8 protein-coding genes are annotated in these 15544 nt (G+C 74.1%); 6 read left to right on the forward strand and 2 right to left on the reverse strand.

The features are described from left to right. Positions 1–19 precede the first annotated feature (19 nt). The 6 genes from ACZ5LB_RS20435 (at position 20) to ACZ5LB_RS20460 (ending at position 11329) form a co-directional block, all read left to right on the forward strand. Positions 20–1264: a DUF58 domain-containing protein gene (locus ACZ5LB_RS20435; protein ID WP_464604058.1), complete on the forward strand. Its 1245-nt coding sequence runs from the start codon at positions 20–22 to the stop codon at positions 1262–1264. Beyond that, positions 1261–3366 carry a transglutaminase-like domain-containing protein gene (locus ACZ5LB_RS20440; RefSeq protein ID WP_464604059.1) on the forward strand — a complete coding sequence of 702 codons (2106 nt, stop codon included), beginning with the start codon at positions 1261–1263 and terminating at the stop codon, positions 3364–3366. The genes ACZ5LB_RS20435 and ACZ5LB_RS20440 overlap by 4 nt, the downstream gene beginning before the upstream one ends. 14 nt (positions 3367–3380) lie before the next feature. After that, positions 3381–4376 (forward strand): AAA family ATPase, encoded by a 996-nt coding sequence (locus ACZ5LB_RS20445; protein ID WP_464604060.1) that lies wholly within the window; start codon positions 3381–3383, stop codon positions 4374–4376. Beyond that, positions 4376–6310 (forward strand): hypothetical protein, encoded by a 1935-nt coding sequence (locus tag ACZ5LB_RS20450; protein ID WP_464604061.1) that lies wholly within the window; start codon positions 4376–4378, stop codon positions 6308–6310. Before ACZ5LB_RS20445 ends, ACZ5LB_RS20450 begins: the two co-directional genes overlap by 1 nt. A 373-nt stretch (positions 6311–6683) precedes the next feature. Beyond that, the gene (locus tag ACZ5LB_RS20455; RefSeq protein WP_464604062.1) at positions 6684–10784 is read left to right on the forward strand and encodes an Ig-like domain repeat protein; all 4101 of its coding nucleotides are present in this window, start codon (positions 6684–6686) and stop codon (positions 10782–10784) included. 11 nt (positions 10785–10795) lie between these two features. Further along, the gene (locus ACZ5LB_RS20460; RefSeq protein ID WP_464604063.1) at positions 10796–11329 is read left to right on the forward strand and encodes an outer membrane protein; all 534 of its coding nucleotides are present in this window, start codon (positions 10796–10798) and stop codon (positions 11327–11329) included. 21 nt (positions 11330–11350) lie between these two features. Here ACZ5LB_RS20460 and ptsG read toward each other — a convergent pair whose 3' ends face one another. Together ptsG and ptsP are read right to left on the reverse strand one after the other, a co-directional pair. Next, a complete protein-coding gene (ptsG, locus tag ACZ5LB_RS20465; RefSeq protein WP_464604064.1) occupies positions 11351–13024 on the reverse strand; it encodes a PTS glucose transporter subunit IIBC in 1674 nt (557 codons plus the stop codon). 12 nt (positions 13025–13036) lie between these two features. Beyond that, complete coding sequence (ptsP, locus tag ACZ5LB_RS20470) at positions 13037–15541, reverse strand: phosphoenolpyruvate--protein phosphotransferase (protein ID WP_464604065.1); 2505 nt, start codon at positions 15539–15541, stop codon at positions 13037–13039. Between the last annotated feature and the right edge of the window lie 3 nt (positions 15542–15544).

Here is a 15544-nt window from a genome sequence, read left to right on the forward strand (position 1 = left end):
CGAGGGGGGGTACCGCGGTATGACGCCGCTCGCCAGGCTCAGGGAGGGCTTTCCCATCACCTTCGCGGGATGGGGTCTCCTGGCGCTGGCCGGCGTGGCCTTCTGGTTCCAGGGCGTGGCCCGGCTGGACCTGGTGCTGCTCGCCGCGAGCGTCCTGGCGGCGCTCCTGGTGGCCGGGCTCTGCGTGGCCACCGCGGCCGCCGCTCTGGTCCTGCGCCGGCGCGCGGAGGGCGCGGCGGGGCGGGTGGACCTGGAATGCGGGGTCTGGAGCCCCACGGGTTTCCGGGTGCCCCTTTCCCGCTGGCTGCCGTTCCTGCGGATCCGGGTGGCCTGGGAAGCCCCGGCGGGGATCCGGGCCGACCTGCGCCTTCCCTCGGGCCTGGAGCACGTGCTGCCTGACAGGCGAGCCCTGGTCCCGTCGGTGACGCGCATCGTCCGCGTCGGCGACATCCTCGGCCTGACTGAGGCCGGGTGGCGCGCGCGGGAGGCGTCCGCCGCGCGCATCCTCCCCCGGCGCGCCGCCCTGGACCCCGGCGCGGCGCTCACCGGGCGGGTGGCGGGCGAGGACCAGGCCGACCCCCGGGGCGGGCCCCAGGGCGACCGGGTGGACATCCGCAAGTACGGCCACGGCGACCCGCTGCGCATGATCCTCTGGAAGGTGTACGCCCGCACCCGCAAGGCCTTCGTGCGCGTTCCCGAACGGGCCCTGGAACCGGCGCCCCGGCTCTGCGCCTACCTTCCCGCCAATCCCTGGGACGAGCCCCCGGCGCGCCTGGCGCGAACGCTCCTGGAGCGGGGCCTGCTGGGCCCGGGCTGGCGGTTCGGGGCTGACGGGGCGGAGGACGCCGGGGATCTGGACCGGGCCCTGGAGGCCCTGGCCCGGTCCGGGTCCGAGGGCGGGACGGGGGGCCTCCCCGCCTTCCTGGAGCGGGCCCGGCGGGACGGCTTCGGGGCCTGCCTCCTCCTGCTGCCCGGCCAGGACGGGCCCTGGGTGGGACCGGTGGAGGCCGCCCTGGCCGCGGCGCCCCTGGACGTCCACGTGGTCTTCGCCCTGGACGGGTGGCGGGAGCCCCCGCCCCCGGCGTGGCGCCGCGTCTTTCTCCTGCCGGAGGGCCCTGAGGGGGCCCTGCCGGCCGACGTGCTGGCCCTGATGGGGCGCCTGGTCCCCCCGCACCGGGACGCCACCCTGGTGGACACCCGCAGCGGCGCCGTGCTGAACGATCCCCAGGCCTACCTGGCCAGGCTCGCCGGGAGCCCCGCGTGAGGCCCCGGTTGTGGACCTGGCTCCACGCCGGCCTCTGGATGGGCGTGGTGGCCCTGGCGGCGGGGCGGTACGCGCTGCCGGCGGGGGTCGCCGCGGCGGCCCTGGGCGCGCTGCTGGGCGTCCTGGCCGGCCCCCGCCTGGCGGCGAGCCGCCTGCGCACCTGGGCCCTGCCGCTGCCGCCCCTGGCCGCGGCCGGGGCCGCCCTTGCGCTTTCCGCCCTCCTCTCCCGGTGGCCGGGCCCGGCCCGGCTCCTGGGCCCCCGGGCGATTTACGCGCTGGCGGAGTGCCTTCCCGCCCTGGCCCTGCCCATGGCCCTGGTGGCCGCCCAGGAGGCCCTGGCGCGCCGCCACGCCGCCTGGAGGATCGCGGGGCTCACGCTGCTGGGGGTGCTTTTCGCCTCGCTGTTCGCGGCCCACCGGGAGGGGTTCCTCAACCGGCCCTACTTCCTGGTGGACGCCCTCTGGGGCCGCGGGCTGGACCCCCTGCCGTGGTTCCTGCTGCTGGGTCTGGCCCTGGCGGCGCTCCTGGCCCTGCTCCTGGCGGGGGCGGACGGCTCCCGCAGGGCCTTGGCGGGCACGGCGATGCTGGTGGCGGCCCTGGCCGCGGTCTTCCTGGTGCTGCCCCAGCGCCACCTCAAGCAGGTCACCGAGCTCCACCGGGCTCTGGGGGACGGCAAGGCCCGGGAGGAGGAGGGCGGTGGGGCCTCCCGCCCCAACGAAGGCCAGGCCCCCCCCGACAGCTTCCAGAACCAGACCGAACCCCCCTCGGACGCGGCGCTGGCGGTGGTGGTCTTCCACAACGACTACACGCCTCCCCTGGGCGCCTGCTATTTCCGCGAATCCGCCTTCAGCGCCTTCAACGGGCTGCGGCTGGTGCAGGACGCCACGGGGCGCTTCGACACGGACCTGCCCGCCCTGGGCGCCACCGCCGGTCCCGCCGGGTCCGGCCGGGAGATCCGCACCACCGTCGCCGTCATGGCCGCCCACGCCAGGCCCTTCGGCCTGGTGGGCCCGGTCTCCTTCCGGGAGACGGCCAACCCCGATCCCAGGCGGTTCTTCCAGGCCTACGACGTGGTCTCCCGGGTCTGCACCCTCCACCCCAGGGACCTGGTGGGCGCGGCCGTGGGGGACCCCGCCTGGACGCCAGCGATCCGGGCCCACTACCTGGAAGGGCCCGCGGACCCCCGCTACGGCCAGCTGGCGGAACGGATCCTGGCGTCCCTGCGCCCCGACCTGCGGGAGGACCTTTTCGCCCGGGCCCTGGCCGTCAAGCTGTGGCTGGACGCCAACACCACCTACAGCCTCGACACCACCCACGGCGAAGCTCCGGATCCCCTGGCGGACTTCCTCTTCGGGGACCTGCGGGGGCACTGCGTCTACCTGGCCCATGCGGCCTGCCTGCTCTACCGCGCCGCGGGCGTCCCGGCGCGGGTGGCCGCGGGCTACGCGGCGGACCCGTCGTTCCGGTTCGGGGGGGCTTCGCTCATGCTGCGCGCCTCCAACGCCCACGCGTGGCCCGAGGTGCGCCTCCGGGACTTCGGGTGGACGCCCCTCGACATCAGCCCGGCCCGCAGCGAGGTGATGCCCCAGCAGGCCCCGGACAAGGACCTCCAGCGGATGCTGGGGGAGATGGCCATGTCGGAAAAGCCCCCGCCGCCCCCGCCCCCCGGCCTGGAGCGGCCTCCCTTCGAGCCCGCCGCGGTGGGCCGGATCCTGGGGCTGGCCCTGCTGTCGGTGGCGGTCCTGGCCCTGCCGGCCGCCTACGCCGTGAAGCTCTGGCGCCGGTTCGCGCCGGCCCTCTGCGGCCCCGCACACGCGCCCCGCCTGGCCTACCGGGCCGCCCTGGACGCCGGGAGCGCCCTGGGCCTGGTGCGGGCCCGGGGCGAGAGCCGGGAGGCCTTCGCGGCCCGGGCCGCCAGCCCCGCCTTCTCGGACCTCACGGCCCGCCACCTGCGCTGGGCCCTGGGGCCCCCGGGCGCCCCGCCCACGGCGGAGTGCCTGGCCCTGGCCCGGGAGGCCCGGGCCCAGTTCCGCGCCCGCGCGCATCCGGCGCGCCGCGCCCTCGCGTTCCTGAACCCCCTGGCCTGGGCCAGGGTCCATTGACGAAAGGAGCCCCCATGCTCCCCACCGATCCCCAAGGCCTCGAACGCGCCCGGTCCGTCCTGGCCCGGCTGGGGGAGCGGATCCGCTTCCAGGTGCTGGGCCGGGACGAGGTGGTGGACCTGGTCATGGTGGCGCTCCTGGCCGACGGCCACGTGCTCCTGGAGGACTATCCGGGCTCGGGCAAGACCACCCTGGCCAAGGCCCTGGGCGAGGCCCTGCAGGACGGGGACGGGCGCGACCTGCCGCCCTTCCGGCGCATCCAGTTCACCCCGGACCTGCTGCCCTCGGACATCACGGGCGTCTCGGTGTTCGAACCCGGCACCGGGGACTTCGCCTTCCGCCCGGGACCCCTGTTCGCCCACGTGGTGCTGGCCGACGAGATCAACCGCACCTCCCCCAAGGTGCAGGCGGCGATGCTGGAGGCCATGGCCGAGAAGCAGGTGACCGTGGACAACGTCACCCGGCCCCTGGATACGCTGTTCTTCGTCATCGCCACCCAGAACCCCCGGGACGTGGCCGGCACCTACCCCCTGCCGCTGCCCCAGCTGGACCGGTTCCTCTTCAAGATCCGCATGGACCACATCTCCCGGGAGGCCGAACTGGCCGTCCTGGCCACGCGCCTGGCCCGCAGGGCCGAACCCGCGAGCCCCCCCGTCACCCGGGCCGAGCTCCTGGACGCGCGCGAGCAGGTGGAGCAGGGCGTCTTCGTGGCCGAGGCCGTGGACCACTGCCTGGTGGACCTGGCCCGGGCGCTGCGGAGCCACCCCCAGGTCGTCCAGGGCGTGTCCACCCGCAGCCTGGTGCTCCTGGTGCCCGCGCTCAAGGCCGCCGCGGCCCTGCGCGGGCGGGACTTCGTTTCCGGGGAGGACGTGGCGTGGCTGGCGCCCCTGGTCTTCGGCCACCGCATGGAGCTGGGCCCGGGCGCGCCCGCGGCCGCCGAGGTGGTGCGCACCTGCCTCGCCGGACCCATGGAGGCCCTCAGCCGCGCCACGCTCCGGGGGCGGGCCTGATGCGCCGGCTCCTCGCGGCGGCCCTGGTGGCGGGTGCGGCCCTGGCCGCGCCCTACCGGCCCGCCCCGGAGGAGGCGCGCTTCGCGGAGATGCTGGACAAGGACCACCACCCCCTGGAGGCCCGGGAAGCCGCCAAGGCCCACCTGGCCCGGCATCCGGACTCCTGGCTGGCCTGCGAGGTGATCGGCATGGTCTGCCTCCAGACCGACGGCGACCTGCCCCGGGCGCTCCACTACTTCACCCGGGCCCGGGACCTCCTGGAGGCCCGGTACGCCCCCGCCTGGACACCCGAGGCGCCCGCGGGCTACTACAGCTCGGTGCTGGCCTTCCTGGCCTCCACCCAGTACCGCATGGAGCGCTACGGGGACGCCCTGGCGACCCTGGACGCCCACGACCGGCTCTTCCTCAAGCAGCGCCCGGCGGACCACGCCTGGCCCCTCATGAAGCTGGGCCGCTACCCCGAGGCCCGGCGCAAGATCGACCAGGCCCTGGCCGGCGGTGATCCGGGCGCGGCCATCACCGCCCTCAACACCCTGGCGGCCATGGAGTCCGAATCGGACCGCCCCGAGGAGGCCTTCGCCACCCAGATGCGCGTGTACGCCCTCGATCTCATGCGGGGCAAGGACCGGGACTGCACCCTCATCCGCAACGCCGCCGACGGGGCCTGGCGCCTGGGGCTGCTGCCGCGGGCCGAGCAGCTCCTCCTGGAGGCCTCGGAGCACTTCAATCCCGGAAGCGTCACCAACCCCTGGGGCGACCTGGCCTTCCTCTACCTGCAGGAGCAGCGCCTCCCCGAGGCCATGGATGCGGTCAAGCGCATGCACCAGTGGGCCTTCCACACCCACCCGCTGCCCGCCGAGACCCACTGGAACACGCGCCAGACCCTCACCGGCGCCCTCCTGCTCTCCTGCGGCGCCACCGACGAGGCCCTGGCCATCGCGCGGCGCGTGCGGGAGCGCCCCGACCGCCACGCCACGGGCTCGGCCCGGGACGGCCAGCGGGAGGCGGGCACCCAGGTATTTCTCTACCAGGCCCTCCTGGACGCCCTGGCGCGGGACGGCGAGGAACTCAGCTTCGCCCCCTGGAAGCGCCGCCCCGGAATCCTCCTGCGCATGGCCCGCCACCGCGTGGAAGCCGCCCTGGCCCAGCGGCGGGCGGGGACCCTCCTAATGGGGAACCGCGAGCGCCTGGGCCACTCCATGCGCGTGCTGGCCCCCCAGGCCATCGCCGAGCTGCCGGGATCCGAAGTCCTCCTGCCGCGCATCGCCGGGGCCGGGGTGGCCGAAGCCGAGGCCCAGCGCCTCCTGGCCCGCACCGGACCCGCCGCGGAGCGGGAACGGGGCTTCCTTCTGCTGGGCCTGGGGGCCGCGCGCCTGGAGCGGGGCGACGCGAGGCGCGCCCTGGACGCCCTGGCCGCGGCCGAGCCCGCCCTGCCCGCGGAGTTCGCGGTGCTCCACACCCAGCTCCTGGCCCTGCGAGCCAAGGCCCAGGGCCTCCTGGGGGACCGGGCGGGCGCCCTGGTTTCCCTCACGGGGGTGCTTCAGCGGGACGGGGGAGAGGTACGCCGCCTGGGCCTCCGGCTCCCCTGCCGCATCCAGGCCACCGGGCCCCTCGCTTCCCGGGCGGCGGACCTCCTGGCGGGCTCTCCGCGCCTGGCGCCGGATCCCGCCGGCTTCCGGGTGGTGGTGGAGGCCAACGCCGCCGGCGGCCTCCAGGGTGGGCTGGATGGTCCCCAGGGCACGGTCCTCTGCCGGTTCGCGGTTCCCCCGGGAAGGGATTCCGATGCGACCGCCCGGGAGTTCTGCCGCCAGTTCCACCGCCGGGCCTTCGGCCCCCGCATCGATTTGTCCCAGCAGCAGATCCGTTCCCTGGAAGGGAGCACCCTGTCGTCCCAGAGCGCCGAGGAGCAGCTCAAGGGGATCCTCGGTAGGTAATCCTGCGTACGGACACGGCGCATCCCAGGGCCTAGCCTTGGGTACAACTTGGCTTTTTGAACTGGCTAAGCTGACCGTTTGGTAGTAAATAATTAATGTTCGGGTCACTGAATACAATTTTGTAAAGATCAACGAGTGGCCACCCGATGAGGGCGTGCGGTTCGCAAGCCCGCATCGGGGGTCGCTTGGCCGTAGGCCTGCCTCCCTCCCGCGATCTGAAAGGAATCCTATGCCCATTCCCGTTGGAAACGCCTCCGCCTCCCCGCACCACCCGAGCCGGCGTCCCCTGAGGTGGTTATTCCTGATATGCCTCGCCCTGGCCGGCGCAGTGCCCGCCCTGGCGGGCGTGGCGCCCACCCTGAGGTTCCGCGGAATGGCCAAGGTCACCGCCACCGGGGGTGCGATCACCCTCGCCGGGCCGGCAGGCCTGGTCCTGGCGCCCAACGGCACGACGTTCATCGCCGATACCTCCAACGGCCGCATCGTTCGCATCGACCCCCAGGGCAACCCCTCGGTCCTCGCCCTCACCGGTCCGGGCGCCGCCCTGGCGGGCCCCACGGCCCTGGCCCTGGACGGCCCGGGCAACCTCTACATCGCCGACACGGGCAACAACCGGGTGGTGAAGGTCGCGTCCAGCGGCGCCGCCACCGTCGTGGACACGGGGGCCGTGACGTTGTCGGCGCCCCGGGGTGTCGCCCTGGACGCGTCGGGCGACCTCTTCATCGCCGACACCGGCAACAACCAGATCGTCGAGGTGACCCCGGGCGGAGCGGCCGCCACCCTCACCCTCGCCGTGTCCACGGGCCCCTCCACCCTGGCGTCGCCCCAGGGCCTGGCCGTCAATGCGGCCGGCATGCTCCACATCGCGGACGCGGGCAACAACCGCGTGGTCACCGTGGCGGCCGGCTCCACCACGGGCGTGGAGATGAGCCTCTCCTGGAATGCAACCCCCTCCGCCTTCGCCGCCCCCAGCGCGATCGCCTTCGACCAGGCCGGCAACGTGTTCATCGCCGACCCGGGCAACAACCGCATCGTCGTCGTGGACAAGGCCCTGAACGCCCAGGATCTGAACTTCGGCGGCTGGGGCCTGGCCCCGGTCGCGCCCGCGGCCGTGGCGGTGGACGTGTACGGCACCGTCCGCATCGCCGACACCGGGAACAACCGCGTGCTGGCGGCCACGATGCCCCTGATCGCCGATCCCGCGGCGGCGGGCTTCGCCAGTTCCGCGAACCGCACCGCGGTGGATTTCGGCCACGTGACCCTCGGGAGCACGACGCCGGTCATCCTGGCGCTCCCGGTGGTGCTCGTCGACAGCCCGAACTTCGGTTCCCTGCAGGTGCTCACCGCCGGCGCCCCGAACCTCGACTTCACCCTCGGCGCCGGCACCACGGCCGCCGCTGGCGTGACCGGGTCCGCCGTCATCGAGGTCCAGTTCCTCCCCAAGGGCCCCGGCCTGCGCACCGGCGCCGTCGTGCTCTACGATGACGCCACGCCCCCCAACGTCATCCTGACCATCCCGCTGGCGGGCTTCGCCGACGCGCCGGTGGCCACCCTCTCCCCCAACCTGGGGGCCGTGGTCAACACCGGCACCGTGGCCACGCTCAACCCGTACCAGGTGGCGGTGGACGGGGCGGGCAACGTCTACAGCGCCAACTACACCGGCAAGACCGTGGTCCGGGTCCCGGCCGGCGGCGGCAGCGCCCAGGTGGTGCCCATTTCTGTCGGGAGCGCGACCCAGAACTTCACGGGCCTGGCCCTGGACGGCGCCGGCAACCTCTTCATCGGCGACCACCAGAACGCCCGGGTCCTGGTGGTCACGCCGGCCGGCGTGGCTTCGGTCCTCTCCATCGCCGGCCTTTCCCAGGCCCTGGGCTTCCCCACAGCCCTGGCCTTTGACGGAGCCGGCAACCTCCTGGTGGGGGACTTCACCAATGGGCGCGTCATCCGGGTCTCCAACCTCAAGGTCACCGGCAGCACCTCCACGGGCCAGGGAAGCGTGCTCGTCACGGCCCCCTACAGTTTCAGCAACGGTACCGTCACCGGCGTGACCGTGGATCCCTTCGGCACGATCTACATCGCCGCCCGCACCCAGAATGCCAGCTCCATCGTCAAGGTCACGGCCGCTGGCGCGGCTTCGGCCCTCACCCTTCCCGGGATCACGATCAGCAACCCCCAGGGCGTGGCTTCCGACGCCTTCGGCAACATCTACGTGGTGGACACCTCCAAAAACCGCATCGTCCGCGTGACCACCAGCGGCGCTGCCGCTGTCCTTCCCATCACCGGGCTGCCCTCGCCGGCGAGCCTCGGCCAGACCCTATTCGGCGTCACCTCGGATCCGGCCGGCAACCTCTACATTCCGGACTGGTCCAATAACCGTGTCGTCTTCGTCAATGCCGCGGCCTCATCGTTTGCGTACGCCAGCACCAAGCAGGGCTCCACGTCCGTCGACAGCCCCCGCACCGCCACGGTGACCAACCTGGGCAACCAGGACCTCGCCTTCTCCGCGGATCCCACCTACACCGCCGACTTCTCCGGGGACCCGGCCGACCCGAACCCCGTCACCTCCGCCACGACCCTCGCCCCGGGCACCAGCGGCAACGTGTCCGTGCGGTTCACGCCCCAGTCCGTGGGCAGCCTTGCCGCCTCCATCCTGGTGACGGACAACAGCCTCAACGTGGCCGGCACCACCCAGCAGATCTCGGTTTCGGGCACGGGCCTCACCCCCGGCGACACCACGGCCACGACCCTCACCGTCACGCCTTCGCCCCTCATCAACGGCCAGGCCGTGACCCTCACCGCCACCCTGGCCGACACCGCCGCGGGCCAGGCCGCCACCCTTCCCACGGGCGCCGTGACCTTCAAGGACACCCTGGGGGGAACGACCACCGATCTCAACGGCGGTGCGGGCGTCACCCTCAGCGGCGGCAAGGCGGTCCTTTCCGGCGTCGTGCTTTCGGGGGTCGGCACCCACACCCTCACCGCCACCTACCCCGGGGTCACGGGCACCTTCCTGGCCAGTGCCGGATCGGCCACGGTGGACCTGGCCAAGGCCCCCGTCGCCCTGCTGGGACCCGCCACCGCGCCGTCCGCGACGCCCCTTGACGCCCTGGCCCTGACGGCCACCGTCACCGGTCCCTACACGACCATCGCCCGGCCCACGGGCACGATCACCTGGTCGATCCTGGACGCCTCCGGCGCCACCGTCACCTCCGGCACCGCCTCCCTCGTCCCGGGTGCCGCGTCGAGCGCCGCGGCCTGGAGCGTCCCCGCCGGGACCCTGGGCGTGGGAACCTTCACCGTCAGCTTCACCTACGGCGGCGACGCTAACTACCTGGCCGCGGCCACCCCGGCCACCTACACGGTGGGTATCGGCAAGGCCGTACCGGCCCTGGTCCTGGCCTCTTCGGCCAATCCCGCCCTGGGGCTGGCCCCGGTCACCTTCACGGCCACGGCGTCCGGCACCGGCGGCACGCCCACGGGCAGCGTCGGATTCTACGACGGGACGACCCTCCTGGGCACCGCCGCCCTCGCTTCGGGCCAGGCCACGTTCACCCTCGCGACCCTCGCCCCCGGCACCCACGCCATCACAGCGGCCTACGCCGGCGACGCGAACTTCACCTCCCTCACCAGCGCCGTCCTTTCCCAGGTGATCCAGCAGCTCGCCTCCACCGTGACCCTGGCCACGTCCAGCCCCACCGGCACCGACCCCTTCGGCCTCGCCGTGACCTTCACCGCCACGGTCACCAATGCCGGCGGCATCCTGCCGACCGGTTCGGTCACCTTCCTGGACGGCACGGCGGTCCTGGGAACCGCGGCCCTTTCGGGGGGAACCGCGTCCTTCACCACCTCGACCCTCGCCCTGGGCACGCACAGCATCACGGCCGCCTACGCCGGGGACGGCGCGAACCAGCCCGGCGTCTCCTCCGCCCTGAGCGTGACCACGGCGGCGCCGGCGGTCCTGGTCCCCACCCCGCCCGCGGCCGTCAGCGTCGCCAACGGAGGCACGGCCACCACGCAGCTCACCGTCGCCAGCCTGGGCACCCTGGGCGCGCCGGTCACGTTCACCGTCGCCGGACTTCCCGAGGGCGCCACCTGCGTCTTCGACAAGACCAGCGTTCCCGCCACGGCCACCCCCGTGGTCGTCACCGCCACCATCACCACCACGCCGCGGCTCCAGATCATCGGAAGCATCCGGGACCACCTGCCCCTGGGCGGCGTCGGGGCCGGCGCGCTTCTCCTGGGCGGGCTCTTCGCCGTGCCTTCCCGGCGGCGCAGGCGGACGGGAATCGTCCTGTCGGCGCTGACCCTGCTCCTGGCGGGCGGCATGATGGCCTGCGGCGGCGGCACGCGCGAAGCCAAGGGCATCACCTCCGGTAGCGCCGGAACCCCCGCGGGTTCCTACGCGGTCACGATCACCGCCAGCTCCCAGGGCGCGGTGCAGGCCACCACCACCTTCACCCTGACCGTCAACTGAGCGAGGCCCGCATGCGACGTGGATACCTTCAGCGACTCATGACCGCCGCCGCCCTGCTGGGCGCCCTTCCGGCAGCCCAGGCCCAGACCCCCCCGCCGGAGGCGAACCTGGGCTTCTCCGCCTTCCACCAGCGGCCCGCCTCCGGCCTGAACCAGCGGCTCGACGGCTTCTCCCTGGGCTACCGGCACAGCCTCGACGAAACCTGGAGCCTCGAGGCCGCCTTCAACCGCCAGACCGGCACCGAAGGCGGGTCCGTGGACATGCGCCAGCTGGGTCTCATGGCCGGGCCCCGCTATTCCCGCACCTTCGCCCAGCGGTGGCAGGGCTTCGGGCACGTCCTGGCCGGGTTCCAGCAGCTGTCTGCCTCCCAGGGCCCGGCCTCCGACAAGCGGAACTCCCTGGCGCTGGCTCCCGGCGTGGGCGTGGACTTCCGCCTGAACCGCAACGTCTCGCTGCGGGCCCAGGAGGAACTCGTCTTCACCCGCTTCGCGGGGAGGGCGCAGACCAACACCGCGTTCTACCTGGGCGTGGTCGTCCGGAAATAGGCCTACCGCCCGGGTCCGGCATCACGCCAGGGCCCGGGCCAGGGCCTCGGCCTCCAGGCCGACGATGAGGTCCCGCTCGCCGCCGGGGAGGTCCATGACGGCCTTCACCCCGGCGGCCTCCAGGGCCAGGGGATCCAGGTGGGGATCGGCCAGGCGCACCCTAAGGCGCGTGGTGGCCACCGCCTCCAGGGCGAGGATGTTCCCGGGCCCCTTCAGGGCCTCCCGGAGGCGCTGGGCGCGGTCCGAGGACGGTTGGCCTCCCTTCAGGTGGCGCTCCATGTCCGTCTTCAGGTTCTCCGATAGGGGCCCGAAGATGGCCTGGACGCTCCGGCCCACCCGCACCACGCCCGTGGCGCCCAGGGCCTTCAGGGCGGCGTCGTCCACCCGGGCCGCGTCCCGCACCGCCACCCGCAACCGGGTGATGCAGGCGTCGAGGCTGGCGATGTTGTCCCGGCCGCCGAAGGCCGCCACCAGGTCCCCGGCGCGGCCTGCTGAGCCCGCCGCCGCCGCGGCCCGCACGGGGGCGTCCTCCCGTCCCGGTGTGCGCAGGTCGAAGCGCCGGATCACCCACCGGAAGATGCCGTAGTAGGCAAAGCCGTAGGCGGGGCCCAGCAGGAGCACCAGCCACCACCTCTGGGCGAAGGGCCCGAGGGCGTTGAACATGAGGAAATCGATGCCCCCCTGGGAGAACGTGAAGCCCATGTGCATGCCCAGGGTGTTGGCCACGAACTGGGTGGAGGCCGCCAGCGCCGCGTGGACCACGTACAGCACCGGGGCCACGAACATGAAGGCGAACTCGATGGGTTCCGTGATGCCCGTGAGGAAGGAGGTGAGCGCGGCCGACACCATGATCCCGCCCACCTTCACCCGGTTCTCGGGGCGCGCGGAATGCCAGATGGCGATGGCCGCGCCGGGCAGGCCGAACATCTTGAAGAGGAAGGCCCCGGCGAGGATGCCCGCGGTGGGGTCCCCCGCGAAGAACCGGTTGATGTCCCCGCTCACGGCCCGGCCCGCGGCGTCGGTGTAGGAGCCCATCTCGAAGAAGAACGGCACGTTCCAGATGTGGTGCAGGCCGAAGGGCAGGAGGAGGCGCTCCACGAGGCCGTAGACCGTGGCCGCGGTGCGGGGGCTGCCCACGGCCGCCCAGTGGGAGAGGCTGTTGATGGCGCCCTGCACCGGGGGCCAGAGCACCGAGAGCACCACGCCCAGGACGATGGCCCCCAGGGCGGTGGCGATGGGCACGAAGCGCTTGCCGGCGAAGAACCCCAGGTAGTCGGGCAGCGAGATGCGGTAGAAGCGGTTGAACATCAGGGCCGCGAGGCCACCCGCCAGGATGCCGCCGAAGACGCCGGTCTGCATGGAGGGGATGCCCATGACGGTCTTCGGGGGCACGTGGAAGATGCCGGCCATGACGCCCAGGGTGGCCGTCATCACCAGGAAGCCGATGGCCGCGGCCACCGCCGAGACGCCGTCGTCGTCCGTGAAGCCCAGGGCCACCCCGATGGCGAAGATGAGGGGCAGGCTCCCGAAGATCACGTCGCCCGAGGCCTTCATGATGCTGGAGGCCGAGGCGGGGATGAAGGCGAAGCCGGCCGCGCCGATGCCCAGCAGCAGCCCCGCCACGGGCAGCACGGCCACCGGGAGCATCAGGGCCTTGCCGACCTTCTGGAGGAATCCGAAAGGATTGAGGTTCATGGCGGACTCCGGTCAATCGGCCATGGAGGCCAGGCGCGCCCGGACCTCCATGGCGGTGGAAAGGGTGAGCAGCTCCCGGGCCAGGGCCTCGCACTCGGTGCGGGCCAGGCGCGCGAGGCGGCACTTCACGGCGCCGATGGAAGGGACGTCCACGCTCAGCTCGTCCACCCCCAGGCCCAGCAGGGCGGGGAGGGCGAGGAGGTCCGCGGCGAGCCCGCCGCACACGCCCACCCACTTGCCGTGGCGGTGGGCGGCCTCCACGGTGAGGGCGACGAGCCGGAGCACCGCGGGGTGGAGGGCGTCGGCCTGCCGCGCCAGTTTTGGGTGTCCGCGGTCCATGGCCAGGCAGTACTGGGTGAGGTCGTTGGTGCCGATGGAGAGGAAGTCCACCTCCCGGGCCAGGGCGTCCGCGATGAGCGCGGCGGAGGGCACCTCGACCATCACGCCCACCTTCACGGCGGGGTACTGGGTTTCCGCCTCCTCGGCCAGGATGGCCTTGGCGGCGCGCAGCTCCTCCAGGGTGGCGACCATGGGGAACATGATGTGCAGGTCGCCCAGGTGGGCCGCGCGCAGCAGGGCCCGCAGCTGGGCCCGGAAGAGCTCCGGCCGGTCCAGGCTCACCCGCACCCCGCGCAGGCCCAGGAAGGGGTTGTCCTCCCGGGGCAGGGGCTGGTAGGCCAGGGGCTTGTCGCCGCCCACGTCCAGGGTGCGCACCACGAGCCGGCGCCCCGGGCCCAGGGCCGCGGCGCAGGCGCCGTATTCCTCGGCCTGGGCGTCCTCGGACGGGGCCTCGGTCCGGTCGTGGAAAAGGAACTCGCTGCGCAGGAGGCCCACGGCCTGGGCCCCCGCGGCCACGGCCTCCCGGGCGTCCCCGGCGTTGCGGATGTTGGCGGCCACCTCCACCGTGAAGCCGTCGGCGGTGACGGCGGGCCTCTGGGCGGCCTCGCGCTCCAAGGCCCGCTGGGAGGCCTGGCGGTCGATGCGGGAAAGGGCCTGCACCAGGTCGGCCTCGCCCGGGTCCGGGCGCAGGATCCCCAGGGCGCCGTCCAGCACCGCCAGGGTGCCGTCGGGCAGCTCCAGGGCCGCCTCGTCGATGCCGCAGATGGCAGGGATCCCCAGGGACCGGGCCAGGATGGCCACGTGGCCCGTGGGGCCGCCGGTGGCCGAACACAGGCCCAGGACCTTCGTGCGGTCCAGCTGGGCCGCCTCGGAGGGCGTGAGTTCCCCGGCCACGAGGATGGCGTCGTCCGGCACCTCGAGACGCACCGGCCCAACGCCCGCGAGCAGGGCCAGGACCCGGCGCCCCACGTCCCGCACGTCCGTGGCCCGCTCCCGCAGCAGGGGCGAATCCAGGCCCGCCAGGAGCGTCGCGTGGCGGGTGTAGGCGGCGCGCCAGGCGAAGGCCGCGCTGCGGCCGGCGGCGATGCCCTCCAGGGCGGGTTCCGCCAGGCCCGGGTCGTCCAGCAGCTCCCGGTGGGCCGACAGGATCTCCCGGCGGGGCGAGCCCGGGGCCGCGCCGGCGACGATGGCGTCCAGGGCGTGGCGGGCCTCGGCCAGGGCCGCGTCCAGGCGGGAGCGCTCCAGGGCCGGGCCCCGGCCCTCCTCCTCCACTGCCGGCGGTTCCGGCCGGTACTGGAAGATGCGGCCCACGGCGAAGCCCGGGGACGCGGGCACCCCGGCCAGGTCCCCGGCCCCCGCCGGAGCCCGCGGCGCCAGGGCGGGAACCTCCGCCGGGGCATCGCCGCAGCCCGCGGCCAGGAGGGCAGCGAGGGCCGCCGCGGCCTCCGCGGCGTCCGCGCCCGTGGCCCGCACCCGCAGGGCGTCTCCGCCCACGGCGCCCAGGCCGAGGAGGGCCACCACGGACTTGGCGTTGGCCTCCGTCCCGCCCTTGGCGAGGCGGACGGTGGAGGCGAACCGCTTGGCCGCGGCGGCGACGAGCGCGGCGGGCCGGGCATGGAGCCCCGCGGGGTTGGGCAGCACCACCGCCTCCGATTCCACCGTGGCGCCCGCCGCCGGGGTCACGACGACCTCCCCTTCCCGCAGCGTGAGCTCCAGGGCCGGATCCCGCCCCGCCACCACCACGCCCGAGGCCGCGCGCAGCGAGGCGATGCGCGCGCGGTCGGGGATGACCATCAGGGTGAGCAGGCTCCGGGCCCTGCGCCCCACCAGGACGGCGTCGAAGGCGACCAGGGGCTGGCCCGCGGCCACCCGGTCCCCCAGGGCCACCCGGGGCCGGAAGCCCACTCCCTTGAGCTCCACCGTGTCCAGCCCCACGTGCAGGAGCACCTCCAGGCCCTGGTCCGAGGTGACGGCCAGGGCGTGGTGCGCGGGGTGCAGCTGGGTGACGGTGCCCGCCAGCGGGGCCACCAGCACGGAGGAGGTGGGGTCGATGGCGATGCCGTCCCCCGCCAGCCTCCCGGCGAAGACGGAGTCGGGCACTTCGTCCAGGGGGACCAGGACGCCTGAAACGGGAGCGCGCAGCTCCAGCAGGACGGCCGCGGGCGTGGTTACGACCATGGG

Source organism: Mesoterricola sp. MK458, assembly GCF_055384935.1.

Coding starts and splice junctions, on each gene's coding strand:
- ACZ5LB_RS20435 (WP_464604058.1), top strand. CDS start 20: ATGACGCCGCTCGCCAGGCTCAGGGAGGGCTTTCCCATCACCTTCGCG.
- ACZ5LB_RS20450 (WP_464604061.1), top strand. CDS start 4,376: ATGCGCCGGCTCCTCGCGGCGGCCCTGGTGGCGGGTGCGGCCCTGGCC.
- ptsG (WP_464604064.1), bottom strand. CDS start 13,024: ATGAACCTCAATCCTTTCGGATTCCTCCAGAAGGTCGGCAAGGCCCTG.
- ptsP (WP_464604065.1), bottom strand. CDS start 15,541: ATGGTCGTAACCACGCCCGCGGCCGTCCTGCTGGAGCTGCGCGCTCCC.
- ACZ5LB_RS20445 (WP_464604060.1), top strand. CDS start 3,381: ATGCTCCCCACCGATCCCCAAGGCCTCGAACGCGCCCGGTCCGTCCTG.
- ACZ5LB_RS20460 (WP_464604063.1), top strand. CDS start 10,796: ATGCGACGTGGATACCTTCAGCGACTCATGACCGCCGCCGCCCTGCTG.
- ACZ5LB_RS20455 (WP_464604062.1), top strand. CDS start 6,684: ATGGCCAAGGTCACCGCCACCGGGGGTGCGATCACCCTCGCCGGGCCG.